The organism is Bifidobacterium imperatoris, from assembly GCF_002860405.1.
Lineage (GTDB): Bacteria > Actinomycetota > Actinomycetes > Actinomycetales > Bifidobacteriaceae > Bifidobacterium > Bifidobacterium imperatoris.
The window spans coordinates 137661-158221 of the sequence record NZ_NMWV01000016.1; the positions used below are offsets into that span (position 1 = coordinate 137661).

Here is a 20561-nt window from a genome sequence, read left to right on the forward strand (position 1 = left end):
AAATTTAACGGCCCCGACAAAAAAGGGCCGTTAAATTTTGCGAAATGACGCATATCATGGAAAAAAACCTCTAAGATAGAGGAAGTGCGAATAACAATCGCATACTTATAAAGAAACAATAACTATACGTGAGGACTAATGGCAGAAGGTACAAGCGGGCGTCGGCGTTTTTCCGACAAGTGGGGCAAGCACGAGCTAGACGTACTGGCTGTGTTGTCATCCGCGTTCCCGCAATGGCTGACTTCTCGCCAAATTGCGCAGCGAGTCAAGGCATATGCGGACTCTTATGGGGAGCTTGCCGATCAGGCAGCCAAGGCTGCATTTGCCAAGCAATTCCAGCGTGATCGCGCCAAGCTTGCGGCTATGGGAATCGCCATTGAATCAAGGCAACCTGAATATTCTTCCAAGTCTGAAGGTCAGGATTTCGCATCCTATCGTCTTCAGCTAGGTGATGAACCTCGTATTCGGCTCATGTTTGAACCAGAAGACATGCCTGTGCTTGCTGCAGCCAATTATTTGGCTCGCTCTATGGCCATCTCTTCTGAACCTGATCAATCGCAAGTCGCACAGCGCGCATCACGTACTACGCCTCGTGTGCCGCAAACGCCGATTCCGGGACTGGGCTTGGATTCCATTGCACCTGGCTTAGGAACGCAGCATATTCCTGACTCTTTGGTCAAGGTCATTGATTCGCGTCGTTTCGCGGCCACTGTGGACGTGGATGGCGAACATCTGAATGTGGCATACACGGATTCCGATGATTTGGCCATGTATGTGCTTGAACATCCGGGTGCCACTATCGTCAGCCCGCAGGAGGCTGTGGATGCCTACCATCGTCGTCTGCATGCCGCCAGCCAGTTCACGCTTGCGGATGAATCCGCCGGCCCTGTCAGCGCTTCTGTGGTATCGCCTTCCATTAGCCGTGATGTCAGCGAGCCTGGTGATCCTGAATCGATTAAGGCTCAGAACAAGAAGAATGGCTCGGCATTCCAGACCGGCAGTGAGGTGGATCGCCGTCTGAGGTTGATGTTGTTCCTTTCCGCTCACCTTGGTGAAGAATTCTCGATGAGCGAACTGGCTGTACGATTTATCGGCAAGCCGAAGAATGATGATGAGTTGAAGAAATTCGTCAACATCATTCATAAGGACATCAACACTCTCACCACGGTGTCTGATGACGGCGAAATGGCTGGTAGCCAGTTCTTTGATATCGATTGGCCGCTGTTGGATGCCGAAGGCATTGTTTCCGCCACGAATTCGCTGGGCTTGGAGCGTCTGGCAGGCATTTCACCGCAGTATCTCAGTATGCTGACCGCTTCAGTCAGCTACTTGGCTCATTCTCCATTGCTGCCTGATAAGCAGCGTGCACAGGCTGAATCACTGTGCACGCGCCTCCGCCGCCATGTCAGCCCCGGTCAGACCCCGTGGTTGAGCTTGACCGGCTACGAATTGGAACCGCGTAGTTTCTCCGTGGTCAAGCGTGCAATCAACACTGATTCGCTGCTTGATATGGAATACACCGATGGTACCGGTCGTACACGCCGCAAGCTCGTTGCGCCTGCCAAGATTTTCATCGATGAGGGTGTCTACTACGCGGCCGTCTATACTGACGTTGGCGCTGCAGCTCCTAAGGAGAAGAAGGCTTACGTCTCTAAAGACAAGACCATCGATAAGGCGAATGGCAAGCCTCGCACATGGCAGGTCTTGCGTTTGGCACGCATCGAAAAGGCCGAAGTGGTTAAACCCACGAAGACCATCGATGTGCCGAACATGCCGGTCAGTGAATTACGCAAATGGAGTTTCGATAATGGCACCGAAGCGGTATTCATTACCGATCAAACGGATTTGCCATTCATTAAGACCCTGCCGGGAGCCACTGTAGAACAGTGCGGAGCAGGGGAGAAGGTTCATCTGACTGTATCTTCTGATTCCTGGTTCGTGGCATTTTGCATCGCTCATGCACGCCATATCACGGCAGTCGCGCCAGATACGCTTCGTACGATGATTATCGCTCGAGCGGAGCGAGAACTCAGCTTGAGCGCAGATAAGTAAGGAGCTTCCATGCCTTGGTGGATATGGCTGGTGCTGGCGTTGTTCATGCTGGCCATGATCATCGCCGGACTAGTGTATGCCGGCGTGCATGGCATGCATGCATTACGAGATGTGAGTGAAATCGGCGGACGGCTAGGAGAGAAGTTCGCTGAAATGAGCGATACGGACGACGACCATCGTGTCATGACGCCCGTATCGTTCACTCAACCGTTGAGCGCGGCACAGGATCGATACGCGGACGCTCATGCGGAGGTCATCAAGCGTAAGGCAGCCAAACGGGAACGTCATATTCAGGCGTGGAATAGGTGGAAGCGGTTCAACAACTAGTCAACTACTAGGCGGAAGACATTATGGCACGTCACCATCATCAGAAGAATGAAGCATCAACAACGCTGAGTCCTTCGCAACGGTACGCATCATTTCAAAAAGTCAAGCAGCGCAGAGCATCTGTTGCAGCACGTTTTGCCGCAACACTGCCCTTTGATTTAGACGATTTCCAGACCGAAGCTAATGAGGCATTGGAACAAGGTAGCAATGTACTGGTTGCAGCGCCTACCGGTGCTGGTAAAACGGTGGTAGCTGACTTTGCCATATATCTTGCTCAGGAACGTAATGTCAAAGCGTTCTACACCACTCCCATCAAGGCACTAAGCAACCAGAAGTACCATGATTTGGTGGAGATTTATGGCCAGGATAAAGTAGGACTGCTCACCGGAGATACCTCCATTAATTCCGAGGCGGATATTGTGGTGATGACCACTGAAGTGCTCCGCAACATGATTTATGAGCGTTCAACGACTTTGACGGCGTTGCGCTATGTGATTTTGGATGAGGTGCATTATCTTGCCGATCGATTCCGCGGACCGGTTTGGGAAGAGGTCATTATCCATTTGCCGCAAACGGTGAGAATCGTTGGCCTATCAGCCACCGTATCCAACGTGGAGGATTTCTCTAACTGGATTTCCTCGGTTCGAGGAGACACCAAACTGGTTATCAGCGAGCATCGTCCGGTGCCGCTTGAACAGCATGTTATTGTGCAGGCTGATGATCATACCGAGCCCGAGGTCCTTGATTTATACCGCAGGGATGGCAACGGTCAGCAAACCACCAAGCTCAATCCGGAACTCATCAATACGATGGATAGATTCGATCGCAAAGCGGCACGACGTCGCGGTGAACAACGCCCAGACAAGCGTAAAGGGTTCAAGGGAAAAGGTCCTAAAGGCCATACGCCCAAACCTCAACGACATACGCCTCGCCGCTGGGCTGTCGTCGATGAATTGAATTTCCTCGGCATGCTTCCGGGCATTTACTTCATTTTTTCCCGTAACGGCTGCGATCAAGCTGTGGAACAGTGCATCAATGCTGGTCTGGAGCTCACCACCGATGAGGAAGCAGTCAAGATTCGCCGCATCGTAGATGAAATGGTATCTGGCCAGCTGAGCCAGGAGGACTTGAAGGCCCTTCATTTCTCGAGGTTCCGTTTTGCTCTGGAGGAAGGTTTCGCCTCGCATCATGCCGGTATGATTGCTTTGTTCCGCCAGATTGTCGAAAGACTCTTTGAAGAGGGTCTCGTCAAAATGGTATTCGCCACTGAAACACTGGCTTTGGGCATCAATATGCCAGCGCGTTGCGTGGTGGTGGAAAAGCTCGAGAAATTCAATGGAACCGGTCATGTGGCGCTCACGCCTGGAGAGTTCACACAGCTCACCGGCCGTGCCGGCAGACGTGGCATCGACACGATTGGCCATGCCATTGTGGTTGATCATCAAGATTTCGTACCTGCTACTGCTGCAGCTCTGTCATCCAAGCGTGTTTATCCGCTCCATTCCAGCTTCCGGCCAACATTCAATATGGCTGTGAACCTGCTGAATACCAGCGACTATGAGACCGCACGCGTCACATTGGACCAATCATTTGCACAGTGGGAAGCCAACGAATCGGCATGGCAGCTTGAATCGCAGATCATCACATTGAAGAACGCTTTGGAAGGCTATGAACAGGCGTTCCAATGCAATCATGGTGATTTCAAGGAATTCATGACCATTCGCATGCAATTAAGCGAGGTTGAAAAAGAAGGCCGCCGCAAACTCAAGCATGAAATATTCCTCACCGAGCAGGATCGTGCCCACGCGTTCCAGCAACTCGATGAGAAAATCAGTACGCTGCGCAAAGCCGAACGTGAGCATCCTTGCCGTAATTGCCCGGATCTTCAACAGCACCTGAAGTGGGGGCATCGGTGGGCACGGGAGACACGGGAACTTGCACGAGTGCAAAATCGTTATGATTCACGCACCGGTTCCGTGGCAAGGCAATTCGATCATATCTGCGATATCCTGTGCCAGCTTGGTTATTTGGATAAGCATGAGCATGATTCAGGCCATATTGATATGACGCTTACGGATAAAGGCCGACTACTGCGTCGAATCTACAGTGAGCATGACCTCGAATTATGTGAAGCGTTGTTGGCGGGAACGTTCAACAAACTCGATGCTCGAGGATTTGCCGCCGTGCTGTCCAGTCTGGTTTATGAATCACGCCGAGGTTCACAAGGGGAGCCGCGCCATTATCCAGGTGGCATTTCCGGTAGGATTGCGATCGCCTCGTCACAGCTTAAAGGCATATGCGCCGGCATCGATATGTTGTGCGAGGATCACGGTCTTGATGAAATGCAGCAACCCGACTGCGGCATCGTCGACATCATGTACGAGTGGGCGGATGGCGGATCACTGGCATCCTGCTTGTATGGTACCGATATGACCGGCGGTGATTTTGTACGTACCGCAAAACGTCTGGCTGATGTACTTCAACAGGTTGCCGTTGCGGGACCACTGCCTATGGATGGGGGAGATGCGCTGCAAGACATCGCCCATGAGGCAGCCGACCGTGTCAATCGAGGGATCGTCTCCTATTCCGGAGTTGAATAATCAGCCGAATCATAAGTATGGGAATAGGCACCAAGTCCGAACTGTTGCGTACAGTAGTACGGTTACTGAAATTGCAAGGAGGATGCCAATATGGCAGAACGTAGCCTTAGGGGTATGAGCATCGGAGCGAAGTCGCTGGAATCCGACGATAATGTGGATTTCGCCGCAAGGAACGATGTGGCATACGTGTGCCCGAAGGGTCACCGTACCATCTTGCCGTTCGCTGAAGGCGCTGAAGTGCCGGATGAGTGGGAATGCCGTTGTGGTTCCGTGGCACATCGTGAAGGCGATGATGACCGTGAAGCTGACGAAATCAGCAAGCCGAGCCGTACGCATTGGGATATGCTGCTGGAGCGCCGCAGTGAGGAAGAACTTGCCAAGCTGCTTGAGAAGCGTCTGCAAATGCACCGCGACGGTTGGATTCCTGATTACGAGTGATGATTTGCTCCTAATTTCACGGAGCAAGTTGAACAACACGTAAACTTATGCCCAGTCAAAGCGACTGGGCATAATCATTGCTGGACATGTTGCTCATACTGCTGGATGCAGCATCGGCAACGCACATCTCAAGAAAGAAAACAGGGGAGTACCTTCATGGCACAGCATCCGAGGAATGTGGTTCTGCTTGATCTCGATGGCACGCTGACCAAGTCTGATGGCGGTATCATCGCATCCGTTGTTAAGACGTTTGAAGCGCTGGGCCGCCCCGTACCGGATGACGCTGAACTGAAGCGATTCATCGGACCTGCCATTATCGAATCCCTGCAGCGCAATCATGTGCCAGCCGACGAACTCGATCATGCGGTCGACATCTACCGTAGCTACTATGCCGATAAAGCCGTATTCGACGATCCGAATGAGCCTGGCAACAAGGTGCCCGGCCGCTTGGTGAATGTGGTATTCCCAGGTATCCGCGAACAGCTTCTGAAGCTTCGCGAGGACGGTTATTATCTGGCATTGGCCAGCTGCAAGCCTGAATACCAGTGCATTCCGATCTGCGAGCATTTCCATTTAACCGAGCTGCTTGATGGTATTTACGGCGCTTCCAAGGACAATACTCGTCTCGACAAGGATCAGGTTATCCGTTACTGCTTCGACAAAATCGGCTTTGACCCGGCGCAAGGGGATAAGGCCGTGATGATCGGCGATCGTTATACCGATATCGATGGTGCCCGTGCTTGTGGGCTGGATACCATTGGATGCCGTTGGGGTTATGCGCCAGAAGGTGAAATGGAAGAACACGGCGTCTACGAAATCATCGAGACCACTGATCAGCTTGAAGACGCAGTGAATCGTTACTTCGCCTCGCACTGATACATGATGAGTGTTAGCGTGAGAGGTTTGGTGTTGTAGTCCTAGGATCGCTCCGGGCCGCTCGGGCCGAGTCTTACGCCTAGGACTACAACACCAAACCTCTCACTATGTGCATCTTAATAAGAAACTGCGTGGCATGTCGGATAGCTCGGGGAGACTGCAGCGCAAACTTGATATAAGAAAAAGCGCAATCTAATCTGACATAACGTACATTATCGGCTATTTTGCCATATCGCCATTCTTATGGATGGCCAGGCCAAGCTGTCGGTCCATTTCGGTTTCCATCGCATTATGCGCTTGCAAATACATAACCAAAATCTCAAGCATCACCAAAACAATAATGATGATTGCCGCAGCCAATGCATTCATTTCATAGAAATCGCGAACATCAGTGTCCATATACCCAGCAGTCAAGGCATATACGGGAAACGGTACAATTGCCATAATAAAAGACACAACATGCAGCATCACCATATTCCAGCTGACCGGATATACCGGTGGACGTTTGCTGCGTGGCGTAAAAATGTGACCTCGCATAATGGTCATACAAATGATGTTGAACGCTAGTACAGCTGCGATAATCCACAGTAATGCCGGTAGTAATTCGACAAACATCGTCATCTCATTCCTATGTTGGTCAGTTCAATCAGTTCATATCGGTACATCAACAGTTTTGCTGATAAAGAAAAACGATTTGCTGATATGCTCAACAAATCGTCCAGATATTTCATCGATGGGTTAAGCCATCTCACGTTGTAATCGACGTGCTTCAAGCTTTTTGCGCATACGCATCGCAGTCAGTTCATCAATCGGCCGACTGGTACTGATTTTCACCGGTTGCGCTTCCAAATCGACATAATCCTCATGTTCCAATGCGGCCTCAATCTGGTGCCACAACGAACCTACAGACACAGCGAACACAGCTTTGCCGCTTTGCAACAGCTCGAGCATTTGCTCGCTCGTAGTGCACTCATGCACATGCTGCCCATCGCACATGATGGTCACATTCGCCAACTGATCAGTACTTCGTTGAGTAAGGAATCCTATGGCAGCTGTCACATTCTGCAGATTAACTCCGGCATCAAGAAGCCTTTTGGAGACGGCCAAAATAACCACATCTTTAAACGAATACAAACGCCGTGATCCTGAACCATGCGATGGGGTTATTGATGGCTCAACAATCTGTTTGCGAGCCCAATAATCCAGCTGGCGATAGGTGATACCGGCTACTTTAGACGCAACAGTACCACGATAACCGCGTTTCACCTCTTGTTCATCAGCAGTGGAGAACAACTCCCCCTGAATCGCTTCATCGTTCAAGTTCTCACGCTCCTCGAGCGGAATATGAAGATGCAGTCCGGTGGCTCCCATCACACACTCCTTCACCTACGCTGGCCTGAACTGTGGATTACCATTGCTCAGACCAGTGTAAGTTCATCGGAGGGTCTGCTTAGTGAGAGATAACGGCGGATTTAGTGAAGAATACGAGTCGGAATTTGCCGATCATGATTTCATCGCCGTTCTTCAGCACGGCCTGATCGACACGCTGACGATTCACATAGGTACCGTTCAAGCTGCCGGCATCGATAACGGAGAATTGTCCGTTGACACGGCGGAATACTGCATGCTGGCGGGAAACCGTGGAATCATCCAGAAGAATATCCGCACGAGGATCACGGCCAACGGTAATCTCATCCTCGTCAAGCAGATAACGGGAACCGGAAACCGCTCCCCTAGTGGAAATCAGCAGTGCCGTTCCTTCAGCCAAACGGGTGATCGTATCCAGATCCTCTTGGGTCAGGGGACGGTCGCCAGTGGAGGTAACGGGCAATACATTAATAGCAGGCAAACCGATAATGGTGGTTTCGCCTGCGCTTGGAATCGGATCAGTCATAACTCCTCATTCTACCGTCTTCGCGTACTTATTTTGCGTAGCTTCGCGTACTTCGTCAATGATGATGTTATCCGAGGATTGTACATCGACGCTGGAACCATATTTAACCTGCAGCTGGGCTCCAACACCGCCTGCGATATCGACTGCGTTGGAGAGCTCTTGCGGATTGCCGATGGCTTTGACCACAAACGGTGGTTTGATGGTCGTACCATCACAAATCAGTCCGTCATCAGTGTCCTGAATGTATGTGGATGCCACCACACGAACACTGTTGATGGCCATAACCTCGGCACCGGCATTGCGTAACTCTTCAATGAGATTGAACATAATTGAAGCATCGACTTTGGCTTCGGTGCCTCTGCTGATAGTAACGGTCACTCCCCTGCCGCGCGCTGGCAATCTACCAGAAATCAGGCCGCTTGTTTCCTCATTCTGCTTGGCGATTTTGCGAGCCTGTTCCTGCTCGTTCGCAGCGGATTTCAAGGAATTCAGCTGATTGGACAGCTGAGTTTTGCGTTGCTCAAGATTGGAAATCTGAGTGTTTGATTCGTTGAGCAAGCGCACAAGTTCGTTTTCATCCAACGTTTCATACGTGGATTTGCTGTTATTGATTTGACTCATGTATGCAAATCCCAATAATGCGCACATGAGCATGACCAGAATAGAGGAAATAAGGCGGGAACGGTTGGAGTGCGCGTTCAAATCCCTGCGAGGCTTTTTGCGCACTTTAGGGAATGAACCGGTTTCCATCCGGTCGTTAACCTTGTCTTGGGCATGCTGGTCGTGCAGTTTCTCCAGCATGTTATCCGAGCGTGATCTGCGTGCCATCGTCAGCCTCTGAAGATAAAGCGCCTGATGGCGGACACATTGGAGAAGATGCGGATGCCCAGTACCACGATGACTGCGGTCTGCAACTGCGAGCCTACGCCAAGCTGATTGCCGAGGAACACCAACAGTGTTGCGGTGATGACGTTGGCAAGGAAGGAGATGACAAACACGCGGTCTGAGAAGCTCCGTTCAAAGTAAGCGCGAGCGGCGCCAAGCAATGCGTCCAATGCGGCGACCACCATAATCGGCAAGTAGGGCTGCATCACCACGGGGATGTCCGGCTTAACGAACACGCCGACGACAACACCGATAATCAGACCTAGAACGGCTGCCATCACTTATTCCTCTCTGCATACTGGATATCACCAGAAACCGCTGCTTCAAGTGTAATCGAATTCGATGTACTTACCTGTGGGTAGATACCGGCTTTTTTGAATGAATCGTAAAGGCTTTTGAGTTTCTTCTGCCCCATTTGTTCCGCCAATACGTTTTTATCGCCTATGGCTTCAATACTGTAGGGGCTTTCGATGGCGATCATGCCAATCAGAATATGTCCTCCTGCTTTGCGAATGGAAGTTTGCGCGCCGATACGGTTACCGTTGATGGATATTGCTTCGGCACCATTGCTGAACATGAGTGACACCAATTGTTGAAGGTCGAGGTCAGTGATGACTCGAATATTGCTGGTTGTGCCGACGCGAGTTGAGGTGGATTGATCGGATTGGCTGGCTGCAATCGGGTCAGCCAGCGTCATGGTAATACCTGGACCGGTGACTCGAACGGTACCGTTGACCATTTCATCCTGCAGCAATGTGCTGCTTTTCACATTGCCGGAAATTTTCTTCGATTGATTATCAACCTGGGTATTCAGCTCATTCACATCGCCGGTAAGCTGCTGAATCTGATCATTACGATCCTCGAGTTGGCTCACCAGAGTCTGCCGAACCTGTTTGCGTGGATCGGATTGCAGTTGCTGCACGAAAAGACTACCGGCAAAACCCACGCCGACACAAATTACGAAAACGATGATGCGATTGAACCAAATGGAAAAAGCGGAACGATGCTCATGGATCAATCGAGAATCCGAGAACATCGGATCCATTGGTCGATTAACCAAATCGTCAATCAGCCGCAGTGAATCGTCATCAGTCTTACGTCGGCGACGAGTACGAATGGCGGTGGCATCATTAGGGGCTAACGCATGGTGGGAATCTATGCCGGATATGGAGGATGAGAAAATGGCGCGACGATGCACCGGCGCGTTATCCTCTGGTACAGGAAACGAGACCGGCGCAACGGAATCAAGCGCCATACTTCTCCCCCAGTTCCTTACGCAGCAATTCAACACCCTGACGCGTGTAAATGTATCCAGCAAGCCAGTACATGGCGATACCCCAAACGCCAGCGGCAAGAGCAGCCAAATACAACGTATGGAAGAACGGGTTGGAACCCAAATCAGCCACAATCAGTGCAGCAATGGAAATCATAAGCAGAGCTGTACCAGCTTTGCCGACGAAATGCACCGGCAGCGGACCGTAGTCATACTGGGCAAGCCATATAACCTGAATCGCCATCCATAAATCGCGCAAACCTACCACAATCAGCATCCACATAGGGATGATGTTGGCAATACCCAGAGCCAGAATCGAGCATATAATCAGCAGACGATCGGCCAGGGGGTCGAGAATCTGGCCGATCTTACTCACCTGATTGAATTTGCGAGCGATAATGCCGTCCACACCATCGGATGCTGAAGAGATGGCGATGAGCGCCAACGCCTCTATCATGCTATGGCGTGAGATCAGTGCTGTGATGAATGGAATCGAAATGATTCGTAGTGCACTGATCAGATTCGGAATCGTGAAATAGATATCACGGGCTTCCGGACTGTACTGCTTATCGGTGTTCTGTTGGGTCATAACAGCTTTACAGTTTAGATGCGGGATGCTTGCAATGCAGTGACGATAATGCCTCGTGCGCCGACTTCATACAAATCATCCATAAGCTGGTTGACCTTAGCCTTAGGCACCATAACACGCACAGCGTTCCACTGCTTATCATGCAGAGGAGAAATGGTCGGGCTTTCGAAACCTGGAGTAACGGCCACTGCGGCGGAGACCTTGCTTACCGGAATATCATAATCCATCAGCACATACTGATGTGCCGTAAGCACACCCTGAAGTCGGCGGGTGAGCACTGCCAGCCGCGGATCCTTCTCGTCCAAACGAGGAGAACGAATAAGGCAGGCCTCGGAATGCATCAACGGTTCAGAGAACACACGCAGACCGGCGTTGCGCAACGTAGTGCCAGTGGAGACCACATCAGCAATCAAATCAGCCACGCCAAGCTGAACGGAGGATTCCACAGCACCATCCAAGTGGATGGTTTCGGCTTCAACACCGTGCTCCACCAGATAATCATGAACAAGCTTGTCGAACGTAGTGCCAACACGCTTGCCTTGAATATCTTCCAACGTGGAAATAGGGGAATCGTTCGGAGCTGCGAAACGGAAAGTCGAGGCTCCGAAGCCAAGCGGCATATGTTCAAGTGCCTCAGTGCCGGAATTCTTCAGCAAATCCTCTCCGGTGATGCCCACATCGATGGCGCCACGGCCAACGTATACCGCGATGTCAAGCGGACGCAGATAGAACAGTTCAATATCGTTGTCGAGATCCTGCACCACGAGCTGACGCGGATTGGTGCGCAGACGATACCCTGCTTCGGCGAGCATATTCCATGCCGGCTCGGACAGCATTCCCTTGTTGGGTACGGCGATTCTCAGCATGACTACTCCTCTCCCCTATTGGGAGTTGTTATTGGTTAGTGATGAAGTGTTGTGCTAATCGGTCCAAAGACCAACAGGCCCGGCACTGGGCGCCGGGCCTTGAAGGGTCACAGATGCTTGTAGACATCCTCAAGGGTGAGGCCGTGCTTAATCATCATGACCTGCACATGGTAGAGAAGCTGGCTCATCTCCTCAGCAGTACGGTCAGCGCCTTCGTATTCGGCGGCCATCCAGGTTTCGCCAGCCTCTTCGATAATCTTCTTACCGATGAAGTGGGTGCCCTTGTCGAGCTCATCGACAGTCAGAGAACCTTCAGGACGGGTCTGGGCTTTTTCGGAAAGTTCAGCGAACAGGGATTCAAACGTCTTCATAATACATGTCCTTTATGGGAGCCTGTGGCTAGGCAGCCTTGTTAATTTCAGTCCTTGTAAGCGGCTTCAGCCTTGGCGCGGATATCATCGATGGCCTGTGCAGGGCTCTCGGCACCGTACACAGCGGAACCGGCCACGAGCACATCAGCACCTGCCTCGGCCACGATATGAGCGGTCTTGGGGCTCACACCACCATCGACCTGGATACGGGTCTTCAGACCGCGGCGAGTGATCTCGTCACGCAGACGACGAACCTTGGCCATTTGGTTGTCCAGGAACTTCTGGCCGCCGAAGCCGGGTTCAACGGTCATGATAAGAATCATGTCGAACTCGTCGAGGATATCGAAAATCGGCTCTACCGGTTCAGCCGGACGAACCGCGAAGCAGGCCTTGCAGCCCATGTCGCGCAACTGGCGGGCCAGACGAACCGGGGCGTGGGTAGCTCCCATGTGGAAGGAGACAGATGCGGCGCCAAGCTTGGCATATTCCGGAGCCCAGCGGTCGGGGTCCTCAATCATCAGGTGCACGTCAACCGGCAGGTCGGTAACCTGGCAGATGCGGCCAACAATAGGCTCGCCAAGAGTCAGGTTCGGCACGAAATGATGGTCCATAACGTCAACGTGAACCAAGTCAGCGTTGGAGATGGCCTTGAGGTCACGCTCAAGGTTGCAGAAGTCGGCGGACAGAATGCTAGGTGCGATTGCGATCTTACTCATGGTTCCTTACCTTATCTTTGTAATGGGACTTGGTTGTACTATTTTCCACGATTTTCTTGTTACTTGCGCTTCTTCTGAGCGTCTTGCTCTTCCTGAATGCGCTGGCGCTCAAGCTCATCAGCGGTGACTGCGGCGAGTCGCTGTGCCTGGGCCTTGGGATCCGGCCCATATTGGTACAGCACCACGAAGAGGACGCATCCGAGGATGAAGACGATGATGGCCGTCCACACGTTGGTTCGCAATCCGAGAATGACCGTGGAGTAGTTGATACGCACGTTTTCGATCCAAGTGCGGCCAAGGCCATACCACATCAAATACATGGCGAATTGCTGTCCAGCCTTAAGTCGGTCATACAGTCTGGAGCCAATGTAGATGATGAGCGCTGCACCAATGAGGTTCCAAATCATCTCATAGAGGAAAGTTGGATGGAACAACGTGGTCTTGTAGTCCGGGCATTGTGAGCCGTTGTAGCAGATTTCGGATTTGCCGATGGCATCGGCATCATTGAGTTTCAGCCCCCACGGCAGATTTGTGGGCCAACCGTACAGTTCCTGGTTGAACCAGTTGCCCAGTCGACCGATAGCCTGTGCCACCGGCAATGCCGGAGCGATGGCATCAGCGAAAATGGCGAATGGATAATGCTTGTGACGACACCAGAGAAATGCAGCCAAAGCGCCTACGGAAATACCTCCGAAGATGGCCATACCGCCTTCCCACACCTTTACGAGGTTGATGAGATTGCCGGTAGGTGGGAAGTAATCATAAGGCGTGGTGATGCAGTGATAAAGGCGTGCGCCTACCAAAGCACAGGGCACAGTGACCAACGTGGTATCGAGAATCTGGTCGAAGGTACCGCCATAGCGCTTCCAGCGCTTGGTCAAAATCCATACGGCCACGCAAATGCCCGCCAGAATGCAGATGGCGTACATGTGGATGGTGACCGGACCAATCTTGAACTGTGAGAAGGTTGGTGAAGGAATATAAGCCAGATTCATGATGCCTCGTGTTGTACCGTATTCATTGCTCGTGTCTGCCGAGTCACTACCCTACTGCGTCATAGACGAAACAAGGTAGTGACTCGCCAGAAAGTTCATCGAGCGTTATGAATGCCCTCAGCAAGTTCCTCGCTCTTGGCGGCAAGCAACTTCAGGCCCTCGGCAGTATCGCGGGCGGTCTTGTTGTCGTCGGCCAGCAACGTGTGCACGAGAGCGGAACCAACGATTACACCGTCGGCGTAGGAGCCAACCTTGGCGCCCTGCTCAGCAGTAGACACACCGATGCCCACGCACACGTTCTTCGCACCAGCCTTGCGGGTGCGATCCACAAGCACTTCCGGAGAAGCGTCGATAGTGGAACGCTCACCGGTGACACCCATGCGGGCTGCGGCGTAAACGAAGCCACGTGCGTTACGGGCCACGGTTTCCAGACGGTTGTCCGCGGAATCCGGAGAAACGAGGAAGATACGGTCCAGACCGTGGCGGTCAGAAGCTTCAATCCATTCCCCTGCTTCATCTGGAATCAGATCCGGGGTGATGAGGCCAGCGCCACCGGCGTTCTCGAAATCGGTGGCGAAACGTTCAACGCCATAGTGGTAGATAAGATTCCAGTAGCTCATAATCAGTGGTACGCCGCCAGCATTGGCGACGGTTTCCACAGCTTCGAATACGCGTTTGATGGTTTCGCCGTTCTTCAAGGCGATGGAGGATGCGGCCTGAATCACGGGACCATCCATCACTGGATCGGAGTATGGCAAGCCGATTTCCACAGCGTCAACGCCATGCTCAACCATCGTCTTGAGTGCGTCCAGAGAAACCTCCGGATCTGGGAATCCATACGGCAGATAGCCGATGAAAACGGGCTTGTTTTCGGCCTTGAACTTGGTAAACATCGCCTCGGTCTGGCTAGGCTTGTGGCTGATACCCAGCGGCTGACCTGATGGCGTGGTTGCTGTATTGGTCATAATCTTTTCTCCTACTTACGCATTCTTCGGGATCATGCCACGGTGTTACCGTGTGCGCCGGTGACTTCCAAGGCCTTGGCCTGATCGTCAGTCAGGTAGCCGAACCACTTACCTGCGGTGGCCATGTCCTTGTCGCCTCGACCGGAGATGTTGATGATCATCACAGCCTTGTCATAGCCCTTGGCCTTGAGGTCTGCGGCGGCCTTGTAGGCACCAGCCACGGCATGGGAGCTTTCGATGGCGGGAATGATGCCCTCGGTCTGGCTCAGGTCGCGGAAGGCATTCATAGCTTCCTCATCAGTGGCCCAGGAGTAGTTCACACGGCCAATATCCTTCAGCCATGCGTGCTCAGGGCCAACGGATGCGTAATCGAGACCTGCGGAGATGGAGTACGTGTCAAGGGTCTGGCCTTCGTCGGTCTCCAACAGGTAGCTCTTGGCACCTTGGAACATACCGAGTTGGCCGGTACCGGGCGCGAAACGAATGGCATGCTTGCCGGATTCGGGGCCGTTGCCGCCTGCCTCGTAGCCGTACAGATTCACACGGTCGTCATCGAGGAAAGCGTTCATTACGCCAATGGCGTTGGAGCCACCACCCACGCAGGCGCAAATCGCATCCGGATGGTCGATGCCGTACCAATCCTTGAGCTGCTGCTTGGCTTCCTCACCAATGATCTTCTGGAAATCACGTACCATAGCCGGGAACGGGTGCGGACCGGCGACCGTACCGAGCAGGTAATGCGTATCTTTGACGTTGGTCACCCAATCGCGCAGAGCTTCGTTGATGGCATCTTTCAGAATGCGGTCGCCGAGGGTCACTTCGACCACTTCAGCACCAAGCATGCGCATACGGGCCACGTTCAGGGCCTGACGGCGGGCATCAATCTGTCCCATGTAGATACGGCACTTGAGACCGAGCATGGCGCATACGGTAGCGGTGGCCACGCCGTGCTGACCGGCACCGGTCTCGGCGATCACGCGGGTCTTACCCATGCGCTTGACGAGCAGTGCCTGACCGAGTGCATTGTTAATCTTGTGGGCACCCGTATGGTTCAGGTCTTCGCGCTTGAGGAAGATGCGTGCATCGAGACCGGTCTTGTCTTTCACGAGTTTGGCGAAGCGAGGAGCTTCGGTCAGAGGGCTCGGACGGCCTACGTAGCGCTGCTGCAGGGTCATGAATTCCTTATGGAATTCCGGATCAGCCTTGGCTTCGTTGTAGACGCGTTCAAGTTCATCAAGTGCGGTGATGAGGGCTTCCGGCACGTAACGGCCACCGAACTGTCCCCAGTACGGTCCCTGATGTTCGCTTAATGGGGTGGTTTCGGATGCTTTCACTTGTGCTCCTGCCTTTACTAGTCGTTCCACTGCAAGTTCATGATTATCGGCGGTGGCCACACCCTCGCCGACCAAAACTGCGTCCGCTCCTGCGCGGGCGTAATCCTCTACTTCGACTGCACCGAATACTCCGGATTCGGCCACTTTGATGACATCTTCCGGTAAATCGGCAGCCAGTTCGTTGTATTTGTTGACATCCACACGCAGGTTCTTCAGATTGCGGGCGTTGATGCCGATCACTCGGGCACCAGCCTTGCGTGCACGTTCGATTTCCTCACGGGTATGCGTTTCCACCAGCACGGTCATGTTGAGTTCGTGTGCCAGATCGAGCAGATGCTTGAGCTTGTCATCATCAAGTGCCGCCACAATCAGCAACACTAAATCGGCACCGTGCGCACGAGCCTCGTAAATCTGATAGTCGGTGACAATGAAATCCTTGCGCAGCACCGGAATGTGCACGGCGGCGCGAACTTTATCCAAATCGTCAAGCGAGCCGAGGAAACGGCGGCCCTCGGTAAGCACGGAAATCGCGCTTGCACCGCCCTTTTCGTATTCGCGGGCCAAACCGGCCGGGTCCGGAATGTCAGACAAATGGCCCTTGGACGGAGACGCGCGCTTGATTTCGGCAATCACCGGAATGCCATCCGCGCGCTTAAGCCATCGCATCGCGTCAATCGGAGCCGTGGCCGCAAGTGCGGCCTTCTTGACATCCTCCAGTGACACGGTGCGTTCACGGGTCTGCTGGTCTTCCAGCGCACCCGCTACTAATTCGTCCAGAACCGACATGATCCTCCCTTTGCTGGTAGTCGATCATGCGTCACTCTAGGTCACTGCGAGGGTAAAGGCCGCGCCCGTCCTACATTCTGGGCTATTACCTGCAATTCGATCATTGGCTTGGAGCACTGTGCGTGCAATCATCGGCCAGTCATAACTACTTCACGAGCGAACGCAATAGCGCGATTTCATCACGGTGAGTGTTTGGCGTCTGTTCCTTGGTTTCCAGAATCATTGGCAGTTTCGCCATCATCGGGTCGTTCACAAGCCGCGTGAAGAATGGAATGCCGAGTTGGCCTTCTCCAATGTTGGCATGGCGGTCTTTATGCGAGCCTAGACCGAACTGGGAGTCGTTCATATGAATGGCTTTGACCTTGCCGAAACCGATAATCTCATCCAGTTGATTCATCACATCGTCGTAATGGTTTACCAGATCATATCCAGCGTCCAGCACATGGCAGGTGTCGAAAGTGATGCCAACGTTTGCCTTGTTGTCGATGTCATTCATGATAGTGGCGAGTTCTTCAAAGCTACGTCCGCATTCGGTGCCTTTGCCTGCCATAGTCTCCAGCAGTACCGGGATGCCGTTCGCACGTTCAAAGACTTGGTTCAGGCCTTCACTAATCAGCTGGCAGCCGGTTTCAGCGCCTTGCCCCACATGGGAGCCCGGATGAATGTTGATGTAGGTCTCCTGCCCGGCTTCGCGAATCGGAGTCAACAGTTCAATATCTTCAATCAATGCTTCGATGGCAAATTGGCGCTTAGCTTCATCCTTGCCGGCAAGATTGTAAACATAAGGCGCATGTACCACCAGTGGACCATAGCCTTGCGCCTTCAATCGTGCTCCAAACTCCGCTGCTTGCGTCGGGTCCAACGCTTTCGACCGTTTGCCATACGGAGAGCGAGGGAAGAATGCGAATGCCGTACCGCCTTCGTCATGCGAACGCTTGAGCAATGCGTTCCATCCGCCAGTCGTTGACAGATGCGACCCAATGAACAATTCCATGCTTCCCTTCGCCTTTCATTCACTACATTGCTACCGAAATCTTACGTTAGCCGGCCTAGCCTGGTTTCACCCGTTACCGTGGTCAATTTCCGTCCAGGTCTTGCCATCATTATTCAATCGCAGATACCAGGTCATGGATTGGGGTCCTTTGGATAGGGACATGTCACTGCCATCGCAAGTAAAGTCAACCGTGGCTACGAACATACGCTCTCGATCATTCTCGTCGTATTCCCAGTCCAAGAACTTATTGGCCGCGGCCTCATCATATGAGACTTTGTTCAGCGTGCACCCCGTGAATCCCGAAAAGGACTGGGTAACGGTTTTGCCGGCAGCATCAAGCTGCGCCTTGTCGAATTTGCTAGATGCCGAATACGAATATTGGACATGTGAGGTATCCGCTGGACGATCCATCCACCATTTCTCAAAGACGCACAATGCCACGACGATCAGCACCGCAATAACTACAATCACCACACCCCATCGGTATCCTTGCCTGTCTTGTGTATTCATCATGCAGGATCCTTTCCTATGGACGGCAATCACAGTCTTCTCGCATACAGTATCATCCGCATCACATGTCATTGATTTCCGTCTCTTGCCTTCTGTACCAATACTGCGCACACCATTCTCGGACAATCCGATGGCATCTTATTTTTTCAAGGCAATATCCGGGGAATCCCCGATAATCTCGTGCACAAATCCGCGCGATAATGGAATGATATTGGCAGAAGCACGTACTGAGGGAGGGATCGAGATGCGACTCATCGGTAATATTTTGTGGATTATTCTCGGCGGCATTGAAATCGCCATTGGCTGGGCCTTGGTGGGACTTGTGCTATGTATTTCGATTGTCGGCATTCCGCTCGGCATCCAGGCTTTTAAGATGGCAGGTCTTACATTGACTCCATTCGGTAAAACCGTACGTTACGGCGGCGGCTTCGGCTCCACACTGGCCAACATTGTGTGGGTGGTACTGGTTGGCATCTGGATGGCACTGAGTTATGTGGCTGCTGGCGTGTTCAATTGCATTACCATCATCGGTATTCCGTTTGGTTTGCAGTCCTTCAAAATGGCGAAACTGGCGCTCTGGCCATTCGGCGCGCAAATCGAGAATCTGTAATCCATAATTTACTGCTTCCAGACTTTCAGTACCTGTTGCGGCACCTTGGAAGCGTCGAACCGATAATGTCCAGTTACATTCATGCGATGGGCGAATGCCAGATAATCGTTTTCGCGTTTGTTCTGTGCCATGTTGTGCAACACATAAGTGATGCCGTTGCTATCGCGTTTGTCCGAAACAATGCCAATGTGTTTGGTGTGGTTGAAGACCACGATATCCCCACCTTGCCATGCGGTTTTGTCAGCAGGGTCAACGGTAAGGCTTTGCCCGTATTTGGCGAAGAATACGTCTAGCACGCCGGTTCGGCGAAAGTCGATGTTGGGGTCGGGATTCGGTACCACTTCGGCATAGGAAGCTGGGTCTGCGGCAATATCCGCGTCCACCATAGCTTTGAGATCATAACCGGCCTCGCGGAATGCTCGCCATACCAGGTCGGTGCATGCGCCACGGTCGTCAGGTGGATAGCCGCCTTGATAGTAGCCATCATCATATTGTGGTTTGGCCTGGGCATCCTTGCGCGCTCCGGCAACGATATCCGCATAATCATCGACTCCATTACCATTGAAATCGACCGGGCTTACTGCTTTCGGATATTTCTGATTGGCTTCATCTGCTGGCATTGTCGAAGCATCCGAATCCTGTGAAGTAATGCCTGAGGCGGTGCCTGCTATCCGAGAGGTGACCGCATCTGCTATCGACTGCCAAGGCAAGCTTGTCATATGCCGTATGGCGAGCACACCGCCGAACACCAGCGCCAAGATAATCGCAACAGCAACAATCAGCTTCGTTCGGCGGTGAGTGTTACGCTGTATCACTTTTCGCCTGCAGATTGTTGGTTGTTCTGATTCCGCTTATAACAGTCCCAGAAGTATTCGATTATGTCCAGTGCAATCGCAATCGCAGCAATAATGGCAACCAACAGATTGTCGCCTATAGCACTAATCAGCAATAGCACATAGCACGCGATTCGGACCACTCGCCACCAATTTACACTCATGGTTTTATGGTAGCGCCATGCTTTGAGGCTTTGGTAAAGCGACGTGCCTCACGTTTTTTGAGCGCGTAGGGTGTGGTGGTGCCTCATCGGGAATGAGCGCGAACGGTATCGGTCCTGTTTGGCTTGTCTTATGGAAGACAGGATCAGCATGGCGACGAAGCGGCAGGTCACCCTGAGATTCAGGGATGAATACATGAAGGCGTCGAAGAAGGACAAGGGACGCATCCTCGATGAGATGTGCTCCGTGCTGGGAATCGGCAGGAGCACCGCGAGACGCAGACTCACGGAAGCCGGGCGCGGCAGGCCGTCGATGTCGCCCGCGGAGCGGCCGAAGCGGTATTCGGAGCAGTCGCGCGAGCTGCTGGTCCAGGTGTGGCTGATGATGGATGCGCCGTGCGCGAAGTACCTCAAGGCGATGCTGCCCCTGTGGATGCCCATGCTGCGCGCGCACGGCGAGCTCGCCGACTGGGACGGTTGCGCGTT

At 52.7% G+C, this 20561-nt stretch carries 22 protein-coding genes and 1 pseudogene; 7 read left to right on the forward strand and 16 right to left on the reverse strand.

Annotated elements, in window-relative coordinates; all coding sequences use genetic code 11:
* Nucleotides 1–138 precede the first annotated feature (138 nt).
* The 5 genes from Tam1G_RS06820 to Tam1G_RS06840 all read left to right on the forward strand — a co-directional run bounded on the left by Tam1G_RS06820 (nucleotide 139) and on the right by Tam1G_RS06840 (nucleotide 6293).
* Complete coding sequence (locus Tam1G_RS06820) at nucleotides 139–2052, forward strand: helix-turn-helix transcriptional regulator (RefSeq protein ID WP_033891119.1); 1914 nt, start codon at nucleotides 139–141, stop codon at nucleotides 2050–2052.
* Nucleotides 2053–2061: 9 nt separating this feature from the next.
* Nucleotides 2062–2379, forward strand: coding sequence for a hypothetical protein (locus Tam1G_RS06825; protein ID WP_101625934.1), 318 nt, complete (start codon nucleotides 2062–2064; stop codon nucleotides 2377–2379).
* A gap of 23 nt (nucleotides 2380–2402) precedes the next feature.
* Nucleotides 2403–4979, forward strand: coding sequence for a DEAD/DEAH box helicase (locus Tam1G_RS06830; RefSeq protein WP_101625935.1), 2577 nt, complete (start codon nucleotides 2403–2405; stop codon nucleotides 4977–4979).
* A 90-nt stretch (nucleotides 4980–5069) separates the two neighbouring features.
* Nucleotides 5070–5417, forward strand: coding sequence for an RNA polymerase-binding protein RbpA (locus Tam1G_RS06835; protein ID WP_033891122.1), 348 nt, complete (start codon nucleotides 5070–5072; stop codon nucleotides 5415–5417).
* 156 nt (nucleotides 5418–5573) lie between these two features.
* On the forward strand, nucleotides 5574–6293 hold the full coding sequence (locus Tam1G_RS06840) for an HAD hydrolase-like protein (RefSeq protein ID WP_101625936.1): 720 nt from the start codon (nucleotides 5574–5576) through the stop codon (nucleotides 6291–6293).
* A gap of 219 nt (nucleotides 6294–6512) precedes the next feature.
* On the opposite strand, the gene Tam1G_RS06845 is transcribed toward Tam1G_RS06840, so the two are convergent.
* From Tam1G_RS06845 to Tam1G_RS06915, 15 genes are all read right to left on the reverse strand, one after another.
* Nucleotides 6513–6914 carry a hypothetical protein gene (locus Tam1G_RS06845; RefSeq protein ID WP_101625937.1) on the reverse strand — a complete coding sequence of 134 codons (402 nt, stop codon included), beginning with the start codon at nucleotides 6912–6914 and terminating at the stop codon, nucleotides 6513–6515.
* A 117-nt stretch (nucleotides 6915–7031) separates the two neighbouring features.
* Nucleotides 7032–7664, reverse strand: coding sequence for a MerR family transcriptional regulator (locus tag Tam1G_RS06850; protein WP_101625938.1), 633 nt, complete (start codon nucleotides 7662–7664; stop codon nucleotides 7032–7034).
* A 79-nt stretch (nucleotides 7665–7743) separates the two neighbouring features.
* Nucleotides 7744–8187, reverse strand: coding sequence for an FHA domain-containing protein (locus Tam1G_RS06855; RefSeq protein WP_033891128.1), 444 nt, complete (start codon nucleotides 8185–8187; stop codon nucleotides 7744–7746).
* 6 nt (nucleotides 8188–8193) lie between these two features.
* Nucleotides 8194–9015, reverse strand: coding sequence for a DUF881 domain-containing protein (locus Tam1G_RS06860; protein WP_033891130.1), 822 nt, complete (start codon nucleotides 9013–9015; stop codon nucleotides 8194–8196).
* 2 nt (nucleotides 9016–9017) lie between these two features.
* Nucleotides 9018–9350, reverse strand: coding sequence for a small basic family protein (locus tag Tam1G_RS06865; protein WP_033891131.1), 333 nt, complete (start codon nucleotides 9348–9350; stop codon nucleotides 9018–9020).
* On the reverse strand, nucleotides 9350–10327 hold the full coding sequence (locus Tam1G_RS06870; RefSeq protein WP_101625939.1) for a DUF881 domain-containing protein: 978 nt from the start codon (nucleotides 10325–10327) through the stop codon (nucleotides 9350–9352). Before Tam1G_RS06870 ends, Tam1G_RS06865 begins: the two co-directional genes overlap by 1 nt.
* Nucleotides 10317–10934, reverse strand: coding sequence for a CDP-alcohol phosphatidyltransferase family protein (locus Tam1G_RS06875; protein ID WP_101625940.1), 618 nt, complete (start codon nucleotides 10932–10934; stop codon nucleotides 10317–10319). Before Tam1G_RS06875 ends, Tam1G_RS06870 begins: the two co-directional genes overlap by 11 nt.
* 14 nt (nucleotides 10935–10948) lie before the next feature.
* Entirely contained in the window at nucleotides 10949–11800 is an 852-nt protein-coding gene (hisG, locus tag Tam1G_RS06880) for an ATP phosphoribosyltransferase (RefSeq protein WP_101625941.1), read from the reverse strand.
* Nucleotides 11801–11907: 107 nt separating this feature from the next.
* On the reverse strand, nucleotides 11908–12171 hold the full coding sequence (locus Tam1G_RS06885) for a phosphoribosyl-ATP diphosphatase (RefSeq protein WP_007054261.1): 264 nt from the start codon (nucleotides 12169–12171) through the stop codon (nucleotides 11908–11910).
* Nucleotides 12172–12218: 47 nt separating this feature from the next.
* Nucleotides 12219–12887 carry a ribulose-phosphate 3-epimerase gene (rpe, locus tag Tam1G_RS06890; protein WP_101625942.1) on the reverse strand — a complete coding sequence of 223 codons (669 nt, stop codon included), beginning with the start codon at nucleotides 12885–12887 and terminating at the stop codon, nucleotides 12219–12221.
* Nucleotides 12888–12946: 59 nt separating this feature from the next.
* A complete protein-coding gene (gene lgt / locus Tam1G_RS06895) occupies nucleotides 12947–13882 on the reverse strand; it encodes a prolipoprotein diacylglyceryl transferase (RefSeq protein ID WP_101625943.1) in 936 nt (311 codons plus the stop codon).
* Between the two features lie 95 nt (nucleotides 13883–13977).
* Nucleotides 13978–14847, reverse strand: a complete 870-nt coding sequence (gene trpA, locus Tam1G_RS06900; RefSeq protein WP_101625944.1) for a tryptophan synthase subunit alpha — start codon at nucleotides 14845–14847, stop codon at nucleotides 13978–13980.
* Between the two features lie 32 nt (nucleotides 14848–14879).
* A complete protein-coding gene (locus tag Tam1G_RS06905) occupies nucleotides 14880–16967 on the reverse strand; it encodes a bifunctional indole-3-glycerol phosphate synthase/tryptophan synthase subunit beta (protein WP_101625945.1) in 2088 nt (695 codons plus the stop codon).
* A gap of 145 nt (nucleotides 16968–17112) precedes the next feature.
* A complete protein-coding gene (locus Tam1G_RS06910) occupies nucleotides 17113–17961 on the reverse strand; it encodes a deoxyribonuclease IV (RefSeq protein ID WP_101625946.1) in 849 nt (282 codons plus the stop codon).
* A 66-nt stretch (nucleotides 17962–18027) separates the two neighbouring features.
* Nucleotides 18028–18474, reverse strand: a complete 447-nt coding sequence (locus Tam1G_RS06915) for a hypothetical protein (RefSeq protein ID WP_101625947.1) — start codon at nucleotides 18472–18474, stop codon at nucleotides 18028–18030.
* 241 nt (nucleotides 18475–18715) lie between these two features.
* On the opposite strand from Tam1G_RS06915, the gene Tam1G_RS06920 reads away from it, so the two are divergent.
* Nucleotides 18716–19081, forward strand: a complete 366-nt coding sequence (locus Tam1G_RS06920; protein WP_101625948.1) for a YccF domain-containing protein — start codon at nucleotides 18716–18718, stop codon at nucleotides 19079–19081.
* Nucleotides 19082–19089: 8 nt separating this feature from the next.
* Here Tam1G_RS06920 and Tam1G_RS06925 read toward each other — a convergent pair whose 3' ends face one another.
* Complete coding sequence (locus Tam1G_RS06925; protein WP_423220489.1) at nucleotides 19090–19896, reverse strand: DUF1287 domain-containing protein; 807 nt, start codon at nucleotides 19894–19896, stop codon at nucleotides 19090–19092.
* 312 nt (nucleotides 19897–20208) lie between these two features.
* Here Tam1G_RS06925 and Tam1G_RS06935 point away from each other — a divergent pair.
* Nucleotides 20209–20561 (forward strand): annotated as a pseudogene (locus Tam1G_RS06935) (integrase catalytic domain-containing protein); the annotation flags it as partial.